20 protein-coding genes and 1 tRNA gene are annotated in these 17337 nt (G+C 68.2%); 10 read left to right on the forward strand and 11 right to left on the reverse strand.

Annotation, left to right across the window (positions count from 1 at the left end; genetic code table 11):
* Positions 1 to 41: 41 nt before the first annotated feature.
* A complete protein-coding gene (locus ACTWPT_RS28515) occupies positions 42 to 395 on the forward strand; it encodes a hypothetical protein (protein WP_443180541.1) in 354 nt (117 codons plus the stop codon).
* Positions 396 to 577: 182 nt separating this feature from the next.
* Here ACTWPT_RS28515 and ACTWPT_RS28520 read toward each other — a convergent pair whose 3' ends face one another.
* From ACTWPT_RS28520 to ACTWPT_RS28530, 3 genes are read right to left on the reverse strand one after another with little or no spacing between them, the layout of a single operon-like run.
* Positions 578 to 1237, reverse strand: a complete 660-nt coding sequence (locus ACTWPT_RS28520; protein ID WP_138709945.1) for a response regulator — start codon at positions 1235 to 1237, stop codon at positions 578 to 580.
* Positions 1234 to 2388, reverse strand: a complete 1155-nt coding sequence (locus ACTWPT_RS28525; protein WP_443180542.1) for a sensor histidine kinase — start codon at positions 2386 to 2388, stop codon at positions 1234 to 1236. Before ACTWPT_RS28525 ends, ACTWPT_RS28520 begins: the two co-directional genes overlap by 4 nt.
* Positions 2385 to 3206: a lysostaphin resistance A-like protein gene (locus tag ACTWPT_RS28530; RefSeq protein WP_443180543.1), complete on the reverse strand. Its 822-nt coding sequence runs from the start codon at positions 3204 to 3206 to the stop codon at positions 2385 to 2387. Before ACTWPT_RS28530 ends, ACTWPT_RS28525 begins: the two co-directional genes overlap by 4 nt.
* 374 nt (positions 3207 to 3580) lie before the next feature.
* Here ACTWPT_RS28530 and ACTWPT_RS28535 point away from each other — a divergent pair, with 374 nt between their 5' ends.
* Positions 3581 to 4495, forward strand: coding sequence for an alpha/beta fold hydrolase (locus ACTWPT_RS28535; RefSeq protein WP_443180544.1), 915 nt, complete (start codon positions 3581 to 3583; stop codon positions 4493 to 4495).
* Between the two features lie 17 nt (positions 4496 to 4512).
* Here the strand turns inward: ACTWPT_RS28535 and ACTWPT_RS28540 are convergent, their stop codons facing one another.
* The 3 genes from ACTWPT_RS28540 to ACTWPT_RS28550 all read right to left on the reverse strand — a co-directional run bounded on the left by ACTWPT_RS28540 (position 4513) and on the right by ACTWPT_RS28550 (position 7300).
* The gene (locus ACTWPT_RS28540) at positions 4513 to 5550 is read right to left on the reverse strand and encodes an amidohydrolase family protein (protein WP_443180545.1); all 1038 of its coding nucleotides are present in this window, start codon (positions 5548 to 5550) and stop codon (positions 4513 to 4515) included.
* A 79-nt stretch (positions 5551 to 5629) separates the two neighbouring features.
* Positions 5630 to 6160: an SDR family oxidoreductase gene (locus ACTWPT_RS28545; protein WP_443180546.1), complete on the reverse strand. Its 531-nt coding sequence runs from the start codon at positions 6158 to 6160 to the stop codon at positions 5630 to 5632.
* Positions 6161 to 6505: 345 nt separating this feature from the next.
* Positions 6506 to 7300 carry a TetR/AcrR family transcriptional regulator gene (locus ACTWPT_RS28550; RefSeq protein WP_443180547.1) on the reverse strand — a complete coding sequence of 265 codons (795 nt, stop codon included), beginning with the start codon at positions 7298 to 7300 and terminating at the stop codon, positions 6506 to 6508.
* A 130-nt stretch (positions 7301 to 7430) separates the two neighbouring features.
* Here ACTWPT_RS28550 and ACTWPT_RS28555 point away from each other — a divergent pair, with 130 nt between their 5' ends.
* Positions 7431 to 8945 carry an FAD-dependent monooxygenase gene (locus ACTWPT_RS28555; protein WP_443180575.1) on the forward strand — a complete coding sequence of 505 codons (1515 nt, stop codon included), beginning with the start codon at positions 7431 to 7433 and terminating at the stop codon, positions 8943 to 8945.
* Between the two features lie 102 nt (positions 8946 to 9047).
* Positions 9048 to 9512: a nuclear transport factor 2 family protein gene (locus tag ACTWPT_RS28560; RefSeq protein WP_443180548.1), complete on the forward strand. Its 465-nt coding sequence runs from the start codon at positions 9048 to 9050 to the stop codon at positions 9510 to 9512.
* 427 nt (positions 9513 to 9939) lie between these two features.
* Here ACTWPT_RS28560 and ACTWPT_RS28565 read toward each other — a convergent pair whose 3' ends face one another.
* Entirely contained in the window at positions 9940 to 10266 is a 327-nt protein-coding gene (locus tag ACTWPT_RS28565) for a hypothetical protein (protein WP_443180549.1), read from the reverse strand.
* 274 nt (positions 10267 to 10540) lie between these two features.
* On the opposite strand from ACTWPT_RS28565, the gene ACTWPT_RS28570 reads away from it, so the two are divergent.
* Both ACTWPT_RS28570 and ACTWPT_RS28575 read left to right on the forward strand, forming a co-directional pair.
* A complete protein-coding gene (locus ACTWPT_RS28570) occupies positions 10541 to 11110 on the forward strand; it encodes a ricin-type beta-trefoil lectin domain protein (RefSeq protein ID WP_443180550.1) in 570 nt (189 codons plus the stop codon).
* Positions 11111 to 11739: 629 nt separating this feature from the next.
* Complete coding sequence (locus tag ACTWPT_RS28575; RefSeq protein ID WP_443180576.1) at positions 11740 to 11934, forward strand: hypothetical protein; 195 nt, start codon at positions 11740 to 11742, stop codon at positions 11932 to 11934.
* Positions 11935 to 12299: 365 nt separating this feature from the next.
* On the opposite strand, the gene ACTWPT_RS28580 is transcribed toward ACTWPT_RS28575, so the two are convergent.
* The 4 genes from ACTWPT_RS28580 to ACTWPT_RS28595 form a co-directional block, all read right to left on the reverse strand.
* Positions 12300 to 12386: transfer RNA gene (locus ACTWPT_RS28580), tRNA-Ser, on the reverse strand.
* A 10-nt stretch (positions 12387 to 12396) separates the two neighbouring features.
* The gene (gene tadA, locus ACTWPT_RS28585; RefSeq protein WP_443180551.1) at positions 12397 to 12852 is read right to left on the reverse strand and encodes a tRNA adenosine(34) deaminase TadA; all 456 of its coding nucleotides are present in this window, start codon (positions 12850 to 12852) and stop codon (positions 12397 to 12399) included.
* A gap of 13 nt (positions 12853 to 12865) precedes the next feature.
* A complete protein-coding gene (locus ACTWPT_RS28590) occupies positions 12866 to 13342 on the reverse strand; it encodes a tRNA adenosine deaminase-associated protein (RefSeq protein WP_443180552.1) in 477 nt (158 codons plus the stop codon).
* Positions 13343 to 13359: 17 nt separating this feature from the next.
* Positions 13360 to 13875 (reverse strand): tRNA adenosine deaminase-associated protein, encoded by a 516-nt coding sequence (locus ACTWPT_RS28595; protein WP_443180553.1) that lies wholly within the window; start codon positions 13873 to 13875, stop codon positions 13360 to 13362.
* A gap of 147 nt (positions 13876 to 14022) precedes the next feature.
* On the opposite strand from ACTWPT_RS28595, the gene upp reads away from it, so the two are divergent.
* From upp to ACTWPT_RS28615, 4 genes are all read left to right on the forward strand, one after another.
* The gene (upp, locus tag ACTWPT_RS28600) at positions 14023 to 14661 is read left to right on the forward strand and encodes a uracil phosphoribosyltransferase (protein ID WP_443180554.1); all 639 of its coding nucleotides are present in this window, start codon (positions 14023 to 14025) and stop codon (positions 14659 to 14661) included.
* A 138-nt stretch (positions 14662 to 14799) separates the two neighbouring features.
* The gene (locus tag ACTWPT_RS28605; RefSeq protein ID WP_443180555.1) at positions 14800 to 15024 is read left to right on the forward strand and encodes a hypothetical protein; all 225 of its coding nucleotides are present in this window, start codon (positions 14800 to 14802) and stop codon (positions 15022 to 15024) included.
* A gap of 251 nt (positions 15025 to 15275) precedes the next feature.
* Positions 15276 to 15809 (forward strand): PH domain-containing protein, encoded by a 534-nt coding sequence (locus tag ACTWPT_RS28610; protein ID WP_443180556.1) that lies wholly within the window; start codon positions 15276 to 15278, stop codon positions 15807 to 15809.
* Positions 15810 to 15905: 96 nt separating this feature from the next.
* On the forward strand, positions 15906 to 17249 hold the full coding sequence (locus ACTWPT_RS28615) for a helix-turn-helix domain-containing protein (protein WP_443180557.1): 1344 nt from the start codon (positions 15906 to 15908) through the stop codon (positions 17247 to 17249).
* Positions 17250 to 17337 lie beyond the last annotated feature (88 nt).

The following is a 17337-nucleotide window of genomic DNA, read 5'->3' on the forward strand; positions in this document are numbered from 1 at the left end:
TACGTTGGCCGGCAAGAGATGCCCGTCGTGATGGAGGTACTGTGCGATACCGGGGGCCGCTTCCGAAGCGAGCGATCGGCCGTTTCAACTCCTGTGTCCTGACGTTGCGCTCCTCTCCTCGATGGGGCCGACTGATCAGCAGACGCCTCACGGTCGTCACCTACGTGGGGCGCCGCTCGGGACGCACCTTCAGCACACCCGTCGCCTTCCGGCGCACGGCCGGCACCGTCACGATCGGCGTTCAGTTTCCCGACGCCAAGCTGTGGTGGCGCAACTTCTTGGCCGAGGGTGGTCCGATATCGCTGCAGCTGGATGGGATCGACCGCACCGGGCATGCGGTCGCCAGACGTGACGAAGCGGGTCAGGTCACCGTCACCGTCCGGCTGGACGGGTGATGACGATGGCGCCGATCCGCCAGGGTCGAGGCTGACCCGGCGCAGCGCCTTGAAGGTGGTCTTGAGGAGGGAGTTCGCTCGCTCGCTCGGCGACACCGTGGACGCCGCGTATGAGCTGGTTGTACGCCTTCTACTCGATGGTGAGTTCGCCCCTTTTGGGGTTGTTCACCGGGTGGTGCAGCTCAGGTCACCAGGCCCCTGCGGTAGGCGTAGACCACCGCCTGCACCCGGTCACGCAGGTCGAGCTTGGTCAGGATGCGCGACACGTACGTCTTGACGGTCTCCTGGCTGATCACCAGCGTGGCGGCGATCTCGCTGTTGGACCGGCCGTCGGCGATCAGGCGCAGCACCTCCAGCTCGCGCGGGGTCAGTGCGGTCTCGCCGGGCGTGGCCTGGGCGGGGCGGATCCGGGAGGCGTACCTTCCGACGAGCTGCCGCGTCACCTCGGGGGCCAGCAGCGCGGCGCCGGCCGCGACGGTGCGGATGCCGTGCAGGAGCTGCGCCGGTGGGGCGTCCTTGAGGAGGAACCCGCTGGCGCCGGCCCGCAGCGCCTGGTAGACGTACTCGTCCAGGTTGAAGGTGGTGACGACGAGCACTTTGACAGGGTCCGCCACTCCGGCGCCGGCCAGCAGGCGGGTCGCCTCGATGCCGTCGAGGACCGGCATGCGCACGTCCATGACGACCATGTCGGGGTCGAGCCGGCGGGCGAGGTCGACCGCGGCGCGGCCGTCGCCGCACTCGCCCACCACCTCCAGGTCGGGCTGGGCGTCGATGATGGTGGCGAAGCCGGTGCGAATCAGCGCCTGGTCGTCGGAGATCAGGACCCGGATCGGTGTCGTCACGACGGGTTCTCGGCGGGGATGCGGGCTCGGACGAGGAAGCCGCCGCCCGCCTGCCGGTCGGCGCTGAACTCGCCACCGAGGGCTACGACCCGATCGCGGAGCCCGGCCAGGCCGCGTCCGCTCCCGCCGGGAGAGGCGGCCCGGGAGCCGGGGCCGTCGGTGCTGACCTCCACGCTGATCTCCTTCTCGCCGTAGCGCACGTGGACCACGGTGGGGCTGCCGTGGGCGTATTTGAGGGCGTTCGTCAGGGATTCCTGCACGACCCTATAGGTCACGAACTCGGCGCTGCCCGTCGAGTCCGCCGGGCTGCCCTCCTCGGTGAGCTTCACCGGCTGCCCGGCCCGGCGGGTCTGCTCCACGAGCGTGTGGAGCTCACCGGCGGAGGGCATGCTGACGTCGGTGTCGTGATCGGCTTTGAGCAGGTCGAGCATGTGCCGCAGGTCGGCGATGGCCCGTCGGCCGGTATCGGTGATGGCGCTCAGCGTAGCGTCGAGGCGGTCGGGGGCGGCGATCAGATAGCGTGCCGCCTCGGCCTGCACGACCATCGCCGTCACATGGTGGGTCACGACATCGTGGAGCTCGCGGGCGATGCGGGTGCGTTCGGCGGCGCGAGTGGCCTCGGCGACGTGGTGGCGGCGTTCGGCCTCGGCGGCGCGGGTGGAGCGCAGCCAGGCGCCGATGCCCCACGCGAGAGCCAGTGCCAGGTAGAACACCACGTACCCTTCCGGCCTCTCGGGCGCGCCGAGCCGGCCGAGCGCGAGCGCCAGCGGCACGTACGCCATGGAAAGGAGGACCACGGTGACGCGCCGGCCGCGCTCCAGGTGGGCGCCCGCGCTGATGAGCGCAATGGGCATCGCGTTGCTCGCGAACACGTGGTAGGCGCGGATCTGGTCGAGGGCGAAGCCGAGCGACACCAGGACGAGGCAGACGGCCGGCCACCGCCGCCGCACGGCGAGCGGAAGGCACTCCAGGGCGATCACCACGATGGCCAGCGCGTCGAAGGGGCGGGCCGGCAGGTCGCCGACCTGCGTCCCCTTGCCGTGGAGCGCCGGCAGGAGCGATACGACGGCCATCAGCAGCCCGAACGGTAGATCCCGGACCACAACGTCGCACCGCCGCCACAGGCCCGTGACCCGCGGTAGATCGATCACTGGGCGAGCGTAGCGGTCGCGCCGCTTCGGAGCGGGACCACGTTGCCGCGCCGGCGGGCCAGCCACATGAACCCGACCGTCAGCAGTAGGCCGAACACCACCGCGTACGGACTCGCCTCCGGTCCGAACTCACCGCCGGTGAGCAGGGCGGGGCCCGACGTCACACCGTGCAGCAGACCCTGCGACGCGCCGTTGCCCGAGACCTCGGTGCCGAAGATGCCGGCCGCGGCGAAGTTCCAGCCGAAGTGCACACCGATCGGCACCCACAGGGTGCGGGTGGCGGCGTAGGCGGCGGCGAGCATGCCGCCGGCCTCGATCGCAATGGCGATCGCACCCCACAGGTTGGCGTGCGGGTTGAACAGGTGCGACAGGCCGAACAGCAGGCCGGTCAGCACCAGCGCGATCCACGTCCCGGTGCGTTCCTCGACGATCCTGAACAGGATGCCGCGAAACAGCAGTTCCTCCGTCACCGCGGCGGCGGCCATGAACCCGACCATCGCCACCGCGCCCGGTACCGAGCCCATACCGTCGATCCGGTAGCCGCCCAGGAAGGCGATGTTCATGATGACGGCCGCGAACATCCCGACACCGATCAGCATCCCGCGGACGGTGGCGGCGACGGCGCCCTTCGCGACCACCTCGACCGGTGCGCGGCGCTCGGACCAGCGCACCATCCGGGCGTACACGAGTACGGCGAGCACGGCCGTCGCGACGCCGAGGAGCAGGGTGAGGAACGGGCTTCCCTGCACCGCGCCCACGATCATGCCGCCGGCGAAGGCGACTACCGCGACGGGGACGAGCTGTTTCAACAACCGCATGACGACTCTCTTACGTGGGGGACTCCGCGGCGGGTCGCCGCTACGCCGGGAAACATTAGGGATTCGGCGGCCTGGAATCGTCCCCGCGCGGTGGACATTCGCGAGTAGCTCGCACGGGGGACAGACGCGCATGCGATTCGTCGTACGACGCCGCCGCGACGTCCGCACCGGACGTTAGAGCGCGGCGATCGCGGCCCTGCCCGGCAGACCGCACTTGTCCCTCGCACGAGCTACCGGCGAATGTCCACCGTGCGGGGACGATCTCGGACCGCCCGATCCGTAGCGTTACGGCGCGGCCACGGCGCTCCGTCTGCGTTTCCCGCTACACCGCCGTGCGCATCATCCCGGCGTCGACTCCCTCACTGGAGGACCTCATGCTCCGCAAGATCAAGACATCCGTTGCGGCCGCGCTGTGCTGCACCGCGCTCGGCATGGGGGTCGCCGGCTGCGACGGCGACGCGATGGAGAACTGGGACCCCCTCGCCCCCGCCACACGGACTGCCGATGCCGCCCCGATCTCCGGGACCGAAAAGATCGATGTCGCGGGCCGATCGGTGAACGTGTCCTGTTCCGGCGACCCGCAGAAAGGCCAGCCGGTCATCATCCTGATGCACGGAGCAGGCGATGGGCTGGACAAGCTGGCCGCCCTCCAGCAGACGCTGAGCAAGAAGAACCGGGTGTGTTCCTACGACCGGCTCGGAGCGGGCGCCAGCGACCAGCCGGACGGCCCACAGGACTTCTCCAGCACGGGCAAGATCCTGACCGGCGTGCTCGCCCGCGTCGCCGATGACGGTCCGGTCGTCCTGGCCGGGCACTCCCTGGGCGGGCTCATCGCCGCCAGGTACACACCCGACCACCAGGACCGGGTCAAGGGGCTGGTCCTGATGGACGCCACCCCGCCCACGATGCTGGCCGATATCACCAAGTCGATCCCCGAATCCGCCAAGGGCCCGGCGGCCGAGGTGCGCGCGCAGAACCTCGCGATATTCAAGGGGCAGAACCCGGAGAAGCTCGTCATCACCGACAGCAAGGTCACCTCAGCCGGGAACATCCCAGTGGAGGTGATCCAGCACGGCAAGCCGTACCTCGCGGCCGTCCCCGAGTACGGGCCGCGCCTGGAGCAGGCGTGGACCGCGGGCCAGCGCAAGTGGCTCGCGCTGGCCAGCGGTAGCAAGCTGAGCACGGCCGCGAACAGCGGCCACTACATCTACCTCGACCAGCCCGATGTCGCCGTCCAGGCCATCGAGCGCGTCGCCGCGCAGGCCGCACGTCAAGCGCAGGGTGGATAACTCGCCGGTTTGATGCTTCAGGCTGCCGGGCGCTCGGCCGCGCGGGCGGTGAGGCGTTCCCAGTTGCGGTGGGCGATGTCGGCCTTCTGATCGTCGGTGAAGGGCGCGCCCTCCAGGAAGGAGCGGGCGGCGCCGTTGCTGGTGTCGACGTAGGGGAAGCCGCCGGGACGGAAGCCGTAGGTGAAGGGGTAGTCGGTGGAGTACAGCATCCGGTCGGTGCCCATGACCTCGGCGGTCCAGCGCAGGTAGCGGGGGCTGTTGGTGCCGCTGCCGGCGACCCAGAAGTTCTGCTTGAAGTAGCCGGCGAGCGGCCGCTGAAGGCCGCCGGCCTCGGCGAAGAATCCGGTGTGGTCGAGGTAGAACATGACGACCTCGCCCCAGTGCCCAGCGATCACCTGCAGGTCGGGGAACCGGTCGAAGACCCCCGAGAAGATCATCCGTAGGTACTGCACGCCCAGGTCGTAGTACCAGCCGATCGCCGCTCCGGCCAGCGGTGTGCCGATCGGTCCGAGGTCGGAGTAGTAGGCGTCGATCACCGGCTGGGCCGGCGTCTGCGGGTGGAAGTGCAGCGGCACACCGAGCCGCTCGGCGGTGGCGTACAGCTCGTCGTTGTCCGGATGGTCGGCCAGTTTGTCCCCAGTGCGGCCGTACAGCATGGCGCCGGGAAAGCCCAGCTCGACCACCGCGCGCTCCAGTTCGGCCGCGGCCGCGGCCGGCGACTGAGTGGGGATCGCGGCGAACGCCTGGAACCGGTCGGGGCGCGAGGCGACGATCTCCGCGAGCTGGTCGTTGGCCTCACGGGCCACGATGATCGCGTCGGCCTCCGGCAGGTCCTGCACACCCGGCGACGACAGGGACAGCACGGCGACGTCGATGCCCTGGTCGTCCATGTGGGCCAGCCGCTGCTCACCGACCTCGCGCAGGTTCTTGGCGATCGGGCTGTCGCCGAAGCCGCGGGCGGGGATCTGCGGCGATCCGGCCCGCTGGTACGCCTCGTAAACGGCGGGCACCACGACAGTCTCTTCCACTCCGATGATCCGCAAACGATCGGACATGCGACGCTCCTTGCACTGACGTTTCCATTGGAACGATGAGAACGTTATCATTGATAATAACGATGCTAACATGAATCTGTTAACGCTCATCACCGCCCGCGCTGTATGCGCTGATGTACGGCGAACCCGCCAGGTCCACCACCGTTTTCCGGATCAGCCTCGAACTCCTCATGGAGCGCATCCACCGCCTGGCCGTCGCGGGCCTGCTGCGCGTCGAGGAGGACCTCGCGGCCCAGATCATCCACGCCACCGCACGCGGCGCCGCCCTGACCTGGCTGTCTCTGCCCGAGCCCCAGCGCAACCCCGCCCTCCCCGCGCTGCGCGAAGCGGTGATCACCGCCGCCACCACCCAGGAACCGGCCGTGCAGGAACAGGGCCCGGCCGGCGCCGCCCGCGCCCTGCGCGCCGCACTGCCCGACCAGAACGTAAAGAGTTCAATGATCCCGGAGGTGTCGATCGCCCCGGGCGAGATCGCGTTGACGCGGATGCCCCGGCCCTTGAGTTCGTTCGCCCACGTCCGCGCAAAAGACCGGACGGCAGCCTTGGAGGCTGAGAAGACGCCGAAGGCCGGTGCGCCGTGCTCGGCGGCGGTGGAGGTGTTCAGGATCATTGAGGCGCCGTCGTTGAGCAGCGGCAGCGCAGCACCCCTCAGCAGAGTGGAACCCCGTGGTGATCCCCTCGGCCCGGGATCAGCAGCCCTGCCTTGGTTAGGATGTGCCGCTGCCGCAGCAGGAACTGGGTCGCGGTGGAAGAGCGTAAGTAGACGATCCGCGCCGGTGCTCCCCAGAAGGACGAAGCCCCGTTTTGCCTGTCGAAAATACTGTCGTCGATCAGCGCCCGAAACAGACCACCCGACGCGGTGTTCATCCCTCGCCGTCCGATCTCGGGCTGCCACTGGACTGCCTGTCGGGAAACCGTCTAATCCCAACACGCTTGTGGCGTGCCCAACGAAGACCTACTTGGGGCTGGGGAGGCAGTCGGGAGCAGGGAGCCTTGATGTGGTGGGTGAATGGAGTGTGGTGATGCCGGCGAGGACGAGGTCGATGCCGGTGAGGAATTGTTCGCGGTCGTCGTGCTCGCGCATCTGGTCGGCGATGGCCCGGATGAACGGGTAGTCGTCGGGGTCGAGGTCTTGCCATGCCCTGGATGCGGTGTTGAGGAACTCGGCGCGGTCCGCTTCGGAGCCAGGGACGCTGTCGTCGCCGGTGTTCTGGGAGGTCTGGGTGGTGGCGCCGAGGATGTAGTGGACCAGCGTCGAGGTCGTGGTGAACCAGTCGCCTTGCGGCACGCCCAGCGTGCGGACTGGCCGGCCGATGCTTTCGAAGATCCGCAATGTCACCGGTCCCCAGGGGTTGCGGGTGAGCTGCACCGCGAGCTGGGCGGCGAGCCATGGGTGTTCGGTGACCGCGTCGAACAGGCCTAGTGCGACGGCGCGGATCTCGTCCTGGGGCGCGCCTATAGCCCCGCCGGCGTCGGTGGTTTCCGCGGGCTGAGCGGGCTGGGTGGGCTGGGCGGGTCGCGTGGCCAGGGCGGTGGCGACGACGGCGTCGGTCGCGGCCTCCAGCAACTCGTCCATGTTGCCGATGTGCCAGTAGATCGCGCCGGACCCGGTGGCCAGGCGGCCGGTCAGCGCCCGGACCGTCAAGGCACCCTTCCCCACCTCGTCCAGCAGCTCGACAGCGGTCTCGACGATGCGCTCCCGGGTGAGCACCTGCCTGCGTCGCTGTGACTGACGTGTCCGTATGGCCATGCTTGACATTCTGGCAGTTCTGGAGCATCGATCCAATATGGAGTACTGTTCCATCATTGGAGCGATGCTCCATAAGCCGCCCAGGTCTCGCCGGGCGGTCTTGATCGAAGGAGGCTCAACGTTGTATGACGTGGTGATCGTGGGTGCGGGCCCGGTGGGCCTGTTCCTTGCCGGTGAGCTCGCGCTGGCGGACTGCTCGGTCCTGGTGCTGGAGCGGGACCAGGAGGAGACCTCGCCGTGGAAGACGCTCCCGCTGGGGATGCGAGGCCTGAACGCCGGATCGGTCGAGACGTTCTACCGCCGCGGGATGCTGGAAGAGCTGCTGAAAGCCTCAGGCGCCCACGGGAAGCAGATCGGCGCGGACCCCGGCGCGCACGAGCCGCCGGCTCCTCGTGACGTGAGCCACTTCGCGGGCATGCGGCTCGACCCGGCCGACATCGACGTCGCCGCCCTCCCGTTCCGGCTGCCCGGCCCGGCGATGGAGGGCATCATGACCAGCCTCGACGCGGTCGGGACGGTACTGGCCGAGCGGGCGGCCAGTCTCGGCGTGCAGATCCTGCGGGGCGTTCCGGTCGAGGCCGTGACCCAGGACGGTGCCACCGTGGTCACACGAGCCGGCGGGCGCGACTATCAGGCGCGCTGGCTCGTGGGATGCGACGGCGGACGCAGCACGGTGCGCGAACTGGCGGGCTTTGACTTCGTCGGCACCGAACCGCTGTTCACCGGCTACGCCGCCCGCGTCGCCTTCGCCGGTCCGCAGAAGCTGGACCTGGGCTTCAACCTGACGCCGACCGGCATGTACCTGCGGACGCCCTTCGAGGGACACCTGGGCATGATGGACTTCGACGGCGGCGCCTTCGACCGCTCGCAGCCTCTGACGCGCGAGCACCTCCAGACGGTCCTGCGCCGGGTCTCCGGCACCGACGCGACACTCACCGAGGTCCACCTCGCCTCCAGCTTCACCGACCGCGCGATGCAGACCACGACCTACCGGAACGGCCGCATCCTGCTCGCCGGCGACGCCGCCCACATCCACTCCCCGCTCGGCGGCCAGGGACTAAACCTCGGCATCGGCGACGCCATGAACCTCGGCTGGAAACTCGCCGCCACCATCCACGGCACCGCGCCAGAGGGCCTGCTCGACACCTACACCGCCGAACGCCACCCCGTCGGGGCGGCGATCCTCGACTGGTCACGCGCCCAGGTCGCGACCATGAACCCCGGCCCCAACGCCCCGGCCCTGCGAGGGCTGGTGCACGACCTGCTCGACACCCGCGACGGGACCACCCACGTGTTCCGCAGCACCTCAGGACTGTCCCATCGCTACGACCTGGGCAGCGACCAGCCACTCGTCGGCCGGACCGCCCCGGACTTCCGTCTCGCCGACGGCACCCGCCTCGGCGACCTGCTGCGAGAAGGACACGGCGTCGCACTCGACTTCACCCCCGACCAGCGCCTGCACGACGCGGCGATGCCCTGGAAAGGCCGGATCCGCTACGCGGCCGGACCGGTGAGTAACGACCTCGGATTCGGCGCCCTGCTGATCCGGCCCGACGGCATCGTCGCCTGGACCGACGGCCACGACCCCGATCACGAGGCGTTCCGGCACGCCGCGACCCACTGGTTCGGCGACCCGACACCCTGACACGACGCCTCGAAGCCAGCCGGCACGCGGCGGCCAACCAGCCCCCAAGCGCCCCCGATCCACACCGATTCCGGGGCACCTTCGAAAAGAAGGGGAATTTCCATGCCGAGTGAAAACCCGACCCAGCCCGAGCTGAACAAGGAAGTGGTCCGCCGCTTCTACGAAGCCGTTCTCCGAGTATCCGGCGGCCCGGACTTTGCGACCATCAAAGAGCTGACCGACGAGCAGGAGATCGAGCTCAACTGGGGCCACCCCGACAGCGGCGTCCACAGGGGAGCCGCCATCGGTCCGGCGCGGCATCGGATGCACGAGCTGACCGGGTTGGACATCTCAGCCATCAGCATTGACGAGCTCATTGCCGACGGTCCCACGCGCGTGGTGGTGGTGGCCACGAACAGTGGCGCCGACATCCACGGCAACCCGTGGAGGATGACCGTTCTCGAGCTGGTCGACGTGACGAACGGCAAGATCACCAAGAAGCGTTCGTTCTACCAGGACACTGCGCTTCTACGGGATATCTCACTCCAACGCGAGGCGGCACTCGCGCAGAAGGCCGGAGAGGCCTGATCGCCCAACACGCCCCTTTCGCGCACGCCGCCGAAGCAGACGTGTCCGTATGTCATGAGCCCAAAACGGAGATGATCAGGGGGGCTGCGGGACTTGAGCAGGTGGGTCGCGAGCGGCCTTACCACGCCCATGTCCACGCCACCGCGTCATCCGCGCGCGCTGATCCGTTTCTCTTCAGGAAATGGCCCTTCCGGGAAATAACCTGGCGGCATGCCTCCATAAACGCCTAGCTCGGCCGTTTCGGCCGAGGGGCAGGATCGCCGCAAAATCACTACACGAAAGGTCGTCGGCCTGCCGCAGGAGCTCGACCCGGCCGATGACGATCTCGGGGTGTGGATCGAGCGCTACCTCGATCTCGCGGTGCGCGGGGTGCGCTCGGCCGAGGTGAGCGCGAAGATCAGCCGGCGTCTGGAGCTGTTCTCCTGGATCAGCCCCGCGCCTGAGCCCTCCAGCGGGCGGCCTGCGGGCGGCCTGCGCCGAGCACCTCTGTGCTCCCCGCCCAGTGCGATAGCGTGACCTGACCCAGAGCATCGAGCTGGGGCATCGAGCGCATCGTCACCGCGGAGAGCACGGCCATGGCCGCACCCGCCGAGACCTTCCGCCCCCACGTGGGGTGCACCTGATTCTTATCCGCGACGGCCAGGTCCGCATCGCACCGGCCCAGCGGCCGGAAGTCGAGATCGGTCAGCGCGTACTCCGGCCAGCCGCGATCCACTGGCTGACAGCCGGACTCGCGCTCGATGACTCCAACCACAGCGGCTTCGGTCGCCCGACGTGGCGTACCAGCGGTTTCCATTGCCCCGCGCGTCCATGCCACAGGACCGCGCATGAGCAGGAACCGGGCAGGGATTGGTCTTCGATTTGGACATCTGATCGGGACAGGTTTGGCCTCGTGAATCGAGGCCGCCACCGTTCCCGCGGTGTACGGGCCCTGGTTTCCGTTGCCGGGACCGGGCGCTCGGGCGCTCGGCGGGCGCGGGGCATGGTGGACGCCATGCCTGTCACCTTCGAGTAGAGGCAGGATCCTGATGAGCAGCACCAAACAGATCGACACCATGGGCACCACGTGGCGGCGCATGATGGGCCGCGCCGCGATGGGTGCGGCCGCCCTGACGCTGGCCGCGACCGCTGCCGCGGCGACAGCCGGCGCGGCCGTGGCGTCCACTGCCACGGCGACCGCGGCGGCACCGTCCGGCACGATCCGGATCACCAACACTAACCAGGCGCTGACCGGTGGAGTCATCAATTCCAAGGGCAACGGCGCAGTGTTCACCAGCGTCCTCGGCAACCAGATCGAAACGCAGCAGTGGGTCCTTAGTGATGACAGGCTGATCAACAAGACTCGCAGCCGCTGCCTGGAGGCTGGCAGTGGCGGCAGCATCTTCATCGCCGTGTGCGCGGGCAAGAAATCCCAGAAGTGGGCGTTTAAGCTCGCCGTCAAGGGCAAAGTGCCCACCGGCGACCAGTTCCGAATCCAGAACTTCCAGACCAAGGACTGCCTCAAGATCGGTGCCGTCAATTCCCAGCGGAACGCCCGGGTCGCCGCCGTGGAGTGCAAGGCTGAGCGCAACCAGAACTGGTTCGCCAACACTGTGTGACCCGAGCAGCTTGCGAGCGCTCTCCAGGCCGAGCCGCTGACGCGTGGTCGCCGGAGTCCTCGCACACGGCCGACAACAGCTGAACACTCGCAGTGGCGTAGCGGGTATGACCTCCGAGCGGAGCAGGGCGGCCAGCGCGTCCTGGGCGATCCGCTCGGCCCGGCCGGCTCTCTTGTCCGTGGCGATGGCCAGCTCGGAGCCGAGGCGTTGGAGCTGTAGCGAGAGCTTGCCGATCTCAGCCAGCTGCGTCGAGACGATCTGGCGGGCGTCGTCGCGTTCGGTAGTCAACTGCTCGACCTGCCAATGATGGTCCAGGACCAGGCGGAGCTTGGGCTTCCACAACAGCGCCGGCAACCGCTTGTGCAGACTGCCTGTAGCCCGTGGGTTTCCGTTGGCGTCTTGCCCGGCGCCGGCGAATAAGCCGATGAGGAAGCACGCGACGCCGCTGGTGACCAACACGAAGAACAGCACCCCGAGGTCCGACTGCTCCAAGGTGATCACGACGTTCGCCTCCGGATGATCGCCGCTATGCGGGCCCGTTGCTGCGCTGGCGTCGGATGCTCGAAAACGTGTGGGTGGGCGCGTCCGTGCGGTAGCGCCTAGCTTGACGGCTGAGATCAGTGGCGTTGATGGTCTTCGGCGGGGACTCGCTGCGGGACTTCGCCATGGCGCTGGTGGCCGGGATCGTCATGGAGACGCTGTCATCGGCGTTCGTGGCCGGTCCTGCGGCCGTCGTGCTCGCCAGGTTCGACCGCCGTCCACCGACCCCGCCGGCCGGGCGCACCGCCCCGCGTGACCGTACGGGCACCGGGGCGGTGCTCTGATCTCACAGGTCGCCGTCCCCACTCCGCCTCGTCGGGGCGAGGGCCGGCCGGCTGCGAACTTTGCCCGTTCCCGCGGGCTCCAACAGGGAGCGCCCACCATCCCGAACGGGGGAAAGTCCGGCCCCGCCGCCTCCGCCTACCTGTGCGCCAACCCGAAGGACTCATGCGCCCCTTGACGCCCTTGCGCGGTTCGATCGATGCCATGTCTCTGGCGTTCCTTCCGGGTCGGAAGGTGAGCGACCGCCGCCACCGGGAAACCGTCTGCGTGATCATGGCTGAGGGCTGATGCCCCCAAAAGGCCCCATGATCTTGGCAGACGAAGGGCCTCCAACCTGTTTGTCTAGGTCGGAGGCCCTTCTTAGCGGCGGTGGTGGTGGGATTTGAACCCACGGATGAGTTGCCCCATCACACGCTTTCGAGGCGTGCGCCCTCGGCCACTAGGCGACACCACCGCGAACGAGCTTACCGGATCCGCCGAGTGGCAAAGAACTGCTTTAGGATGGCCGAGCACTGCTCCGCCAGCACCCCCATGACGACCTCGGGTCGATGGTTGAGCCGGCGATCACGTACGACGTCCCAGAGCGAGCCCACGGCTCCGCCCTTCTCGTCGACGGCCCCGTACACGATCCGATCGACCCTGGCCTGCACCGCGGCCCCGGCGCACATCGTGCACGGCTCCAGCGTGACCACCAGTGTGCAGCCGCTCAACCGCCACTGGCCGCGCGCCGCGGCCGCCTGCCTGAGCGCGAGGACCTCGGCGTGGGCCGTCGGGTCGGAGGTGGACTCGCGGTCGTTGCCCGCCGCGGACAGGAGCTCGCCGCCCGGTCCGAGCACCACCGCGCCCACGGGGACCTCCTCCCTGGCGGCCGCCGCGACAGCCTCCTCCAGGGCCAGGCGCATGGCCTCTTCGTGGGTCACCGGTCCGGCGGGGTCACCGCAGCCGGTCGAGCTCGTCGGCGAACGACAGCCGCTCGGCGATCACCGACAGGATGTCGGCAGGCAACATGCCCTCTTCCATGCTGAGCTCCAGCAGCTCTTCTGAGCTCACGCCCAGGTCGCTGAGCAGCTCGAAGTCGCCGGCCGGGCGTACGCCGAGGCCGTTGCCCTCTTTGTCCGGCGCCACCCCGGCGAACTCGGCGAACAGCTCGCCCAGGCTGTTGGAGACTACGGCGTGCGCATCGGACAGGAACACGCGCGGCTCCTCCTCGCCCAGGTAGCGGGCGATGGCGAACCACTCGTCCTCGACCTCGACGCACAGCAGGGCCAGCTCGTCGCCGGTCAGCCCGAGCGCCTCGATGACCGCGTCGCCGAGGTCGTCGACGATCTCAGCGTCACTCAGATCGACCTCGGCGCCGCTCCAGCCGCCAGAGGTCCTGACGAAGGCCGCAGAGAAGGTGTTGGACGCCATGTCCACGCTCCAGGGGGTTAGCCGAAGACCGATTCGATGGCACGCTCGAACGGCTCCGAGAAGCCGAGCCGCGCGGCGATGCTGGACAGCACATCTTCGGGAAGCAGATCAATGTCGCCGGAGAGGATGCCCAGCTCCATCTCGTCCAACCCGAGATCGGCGAAGATCGACAGATCTCCTGCGGGGAGCACGGTCTCCTCGTCCTGGAGGATCTCGTCGAGCTCCTCCTCGTCCGGCACAGGAACGTCCAGGTAGTCGAGCGCCTGACGCGCCAGCGGGAAGTCCCATGAGGCGGCGATGTCGGACAGGAAGACGCTGACCCGATCGCCCAGCACCCGCAGCGCCACGAAGAACTCGTCCCCCACGGCGACCAGGCCGATCGTCCCGCTCTCGCTGGGCTGCTGCCGAAGTGCGTGGATCAGTCCCTTCAGATCGGACGTGAGCGTGACAGGCAGCAACCCGGCATCCCAGCGATCATCCTCGCGATAGACCACGATGGCGAAGTCGAGCGCGTCTTCGTCTGTCATCGCCATTCCCACCCGACCTCTGACCCGACAGATATCACCAGGACCCAATCGTTCCAGAAGCGACCACTAGGCGTGTGCCTCTCCGACCAAATTGTGATCAAAACCAATACCGCGAGGTGCCGTCACTTGCCTCACAAGATAGCGTGGCCCTCTATGGAGACCCTCGTCGTGGACCATCCTCTCGTGGCGCACAAGCTCACCACGCTGCGCGATGTCCGCACCGATTCACCCACTTTCCGCAGGCTCGCGGACGAGCTGGTGACGCTGCTGGCGTACGAGGCCACCCGTGACGTGCGGGTCACCGACGTCACCGTCGAGACGCCTGTCGCGCCCGCCAGGGGCGTGCACCTGGCCAAGCCCTACCCGCTGGTCGTGCCGATCCTGCGAGCCGGGCTCGGCATGCTCGACGGCATGACGAGGCTGTTGCCCACGGCCGAGGTGGGGTTCCTCGGCATGATCCGCGACGAGTCCACGCTGCAGGCGGAGACGTACGCCACCCGTCTGCCCGACGACCTGTCGGGACGGCAGTGCTTCGTGGTCGACCCCATGCTGGCAACCGGCGGGACGCTGGCGGCGGCCGTGCAGTTCCTGTTCGACCGGGGAGCCGTGGACGTCACCGCCATCTGCCTGCTGGTCGCCCCGGAGGGGCTCGCGTACATGGACAAGGTGTTCGCCAACTCCGGCAAGCCGATCCGCGTGGTGACCGCCGCCCTCGACGAGCGGCTCAACGAGAACGGCTACATCGTGCCCGGGCTCGGCGACGCGGGCGACCGCCTCTACGGCGTCGTCTGAGGCTCTTGGTATTTCGTCACTCCCTGTCGTCACTTCGTTACATAATGTGGTTAGGTGGGTACGAAGAGACGGGAAGGCAACTTCCGCATGCGCGTGGGGGAGCACGATGAGCTACATGCCCGGTGCCGAGGTGTCCTCGTGAACGAGCACATCGAGGCGGATCCGACTCCGTACGCGGACGTCGAGGCGGTGCTCCGCGAGGAGTTCGCCGGCGTCCACTCCACGAGCACCGTAACGCGCTGCGTGGAGGCGGCGCACTACGGTGCACTGGAGGTCACCGGCTACGCCCATCCCAGTCTTGTCGAACGCATCGCGCGCAAGCACCTTCACGTCCTGGCTCTGGTGGCCAGCGAACGTGGTTAACAAGATCAGAACCAACCTGCCAAGTCACCTTTACCCGGGCATCCGGGTGGGTAATGTATACGGCGGGTGGAGTGGGTAAGTGGCACGGAGGCGACGGTGCAGGTCAAAAAAGTCCTCACATACGGTGGTATCGCGTTTGTGGCGTACTACCTCTTGGCCCGACCAGCTGACGCCGCTAACGCGGTGAAGGGGGCGTTCGACACGGTGTTCAACGCGGCCGACTCGCTGGCCCAATTCGTGAACAATCTCTCATGAGACTTGTGACCCACGGGGACTCCGCCCCGGCGTCGGTCAGTCGCTACCTTCTCCCCACCGAACAACAACATCTCATGGTGCGGCGCCACCCTGCCATCCTGCTCCGCCCGGTCGCCGAGGTGTTCGCCGGCTTGGTCGTCGCCGGCCTCCTCAGCAAGTTCTTCGGCGACAACCAAGGAGGCGGCACGGCGCTGGTCGTCGTGTGGTGGCTGTGGCTCCTGCTGCTGATCCGTTTTGTATGGAAAGTCGCGGAGTGGTCAGTCGACTACTTTGTGGTGACCTCGAAACGGATGTTGCTCACCACGGGCCTCATTACTCGCAAGGTCGCGATGATGCCCTTGGCCAAGGTCACCGACATGAGCTTCCAGAGGACTCTCCTTGGGCGCATGCTCGGTTACGGTGAGTTCATCTTGGAATCGGCCGGCCAGGATCAGGCTCTGTCAACGGTCGAGTACATTCCGTATCCGGAGACCCTGTACCTCGAGGTCTGCCAGATGCTTTTCCCCAGCAAGGACGACGGCGACGATTAATCTCTGCGTGGAGAATTCTTCACGCGGGGATACCAGATTCGGCTACTTCATGCAATCATTGCGTGTTGTTGACCCTTCCCCGCCTTGAGAGATGAGATGCCGAGTCAGGGAACCATCGGTGACCGCGTCCGAGGACTGCGGCTGAACAGGCGGATGTCGCAGGCCCAGCTGGCCGGACCCGACCTGTCTGACAGTTATGTCTCCCTCATTGAGTCGGGCAAGCGCACGCCGACTCCTGTCGTGGCTCGGCTGCTGGCCGAGCGGCTCGGATGCACGACCGAGTTCCTCCTCCACGGGATCGAGCCTCGGCAGCGCATCGACACCGAGCTGGGACTGCGGCACGCCGAGCTCGAGCTGCAGCACGGCGACGCCGCCGTCGCCGCCGACCGCTTCACGGAGATCGTGAAGGCGGCCGACGAGGAAAACGCCATGCTGACCGCGCAGGCCCGGTTCGGTCGGGCACGCGCTCTCGAGGCCCAGGGTCGACTCGGCCAGGCGGTGGAGGCCTTCGAGCGCCTGCGCAGGGAGGCTGCGGCTCACCCCGAGCGGCTGGCCGACCTCCCGCTCACCATCTCGCTGAGCCGCTGCTACCAGCGGGCCGGCGACCGGCTGCGCGCTCGCGACCTGGCCACGTACGCGCTGGAGCAGGCCGAGCGGCTGTCCATCACCGAGGGCGAGATCGCCGTCGACCTGGCCACCGCGATCATCGAGGCACGCGGCGAGCAGGAGAGCGACTCCCGCGAGCTGGAATACGTCAAGCGCGTGCTGGACACGACAGGCGTTCCGCAGGTTATGGACCGTTCCGGAGAGATTCGCGCGTTGTGGCACGCGAGTGCCGCCGCCGCGGCAGGCGAGGACTCCGCGCTGGCCGTGCGCCTTGCCGACGACGCGATCATGGCTGGTCGCGCCTCCCGGCTCGCGTTGCAGCTCGCCCGGGCCGCCATGCACTGGTCCAGGATGGCCACCGCGCCGATCGACGAGGCCGGGCGGCTCGTGGCGGGCGCCTCCCAGGTCTTCGCCGGCTTCCCGGCCGCCGCCCGCGAACACGGCGAGAGCCTGATCGTGCACGCGCGGGTCAGACTGCGGGGCGGCGACCCCGTGCGGGCCACCGAGCTGGCCAATGCGGCGCTGGAGCCGTCGTCCGACCAGGCGGGCACCACGCCTGCCGAGGCGCGCCTGGTGCTCGCCACCGTGGCGCTCGACCATGGCCAGGACGCCGCGGCGGACCTCGCCATCGCTCATCGGATGCTGAGCGCGCTGGACCGGCCGGTGTTCGGCTCCGACCGGCAGGTCGCCCGCTGCTGGCGTGAGCTGGGCGACCTCTACGGCAGGGTCGGGTCTGTGACGCAGCAGACGGCGGCATATCGTAAAGCCCTTGAAGCCGCCGGAGTTCGCTCCGCCATGGCGGGAGTTACGGTCGACGCCATAGTTTCTCGCTGAACCTCCGGAGAGCTCCAGATTTGGCTTTTGAGTCTGGAATAATTAGGGTCAACCAGTCATTGACTCATAGGATGATTGGTTACCCCGG

The organism is Nonomuraea sp. 3N208 (genome assembly GCF_052245935.1).
Classification (GTDB): Bacteria; Actinomycetota; Actinomycetes; order Streptosporangiales; family Streptosporangiaceae; genus Nonomuraea.

What these genes read in the sequence shown, in the direction of transcription:
- ACTWPT_RS28530 (WP_443180543.1), bottom strand. Translation starts at nt 3,206, where the DNA reads ATGCGGTTGTTGAAACAGCTCGTCCCCGTCGCGGTAGTCGCCTTCGCC.
- ACTWPT_RS28535 (WP_443180544.1), top strand. Translation starts at nt 3,581, where the DNA reads ATGCTCCGCAAGATCAAGACATCCGTTGCGGCCGCGCTGTGCTGCACC.
- ACTWPT_RS28540 (WP_443180545.1), bottom strand. Translation starts at nt 5,550, where the DNA reads ATGTCCGATCGTTTGCGGATCATCGGAGTGGAAGAGACTGTCGTGGTG.
- ACTWPT_RS28545 (WP_443180546.1), bottom strand. Translation starts at nt 6,160, where the DNA reads ATGATCCTGAACACCTCCACCGCCGCCGAGCACGGCGCACCGGCCTTC.
- ACTWPT_RS28550 (WP_443180547.1), bottom strand. Translation starts at nt 7,300, where the DNA reads ATGGCCATACGGACACGTCAGTCACAGCGACGCAGGCAGGTGCTCACC.
- ACTWPT_RS28560 (WP_443180548.1), top strand. Translation starts at nt 9,048, where the DNA reads ATGCCGAGTGAAAACCCGACCCAGCCCGAGCTGAACAAGGAAGTGGTC.
- ACTWPT_RS28570 (WP_443180550.1), top strand. Translation starts at nt 10,541, where the DNA reads ATGAGCAGCACCAAACAGATCGACACCATGGGCACCACGTGGCGGCGC.
- ACTWPT_RS28575 (WP_443180576.1), top strand. Translation starts at nt 11,740, where the DNA reads ATGGTCTTCGGCGGGGACTCGCTGCGGGACTTCGCCATGGCGCTGGTG.
- ACTWPT_RS28590 (WP_443180552.1), bottom strand. Translation starts at nt 13,342, where the DNA reads ATGGCGTCCAACACCTTCTCTGCGGCCTTCGTCAGGACCTCTGGCGGC.
- ACTWPT_RS28595 (WP_443180553.1), bottom strand. Translation starts at nt 13,875, where the DNA reads ATGGCGATGACAGACGAAGACGCGCTCGACTTCGCCATCGTGGTCTAT.
- upp (WP_443180554.1), top strand. Translation starts at nt 14,023, where the DNA reads ATGGAGACCCTCGTCGTGGACCATCCTCTCGTGGCGCACAAGCTCACC.
- ACTWPT_RS28610 (WP_443180556.1), top strand. Translation starts at nt 15,276, where the DNA reads ATGAGACTTGTGACCCACGGGGACTCCGCCCCGGCGTCGGTCAGTCGC.
- ACTWPT_RS28615 (WP_443180557.1), top strand. Translation starts at nt 15,906, where the DNA reads ATGCCGAGTCAGGGAACCATCGGTGACCGCGTCCGAGGACTGCGGCTG.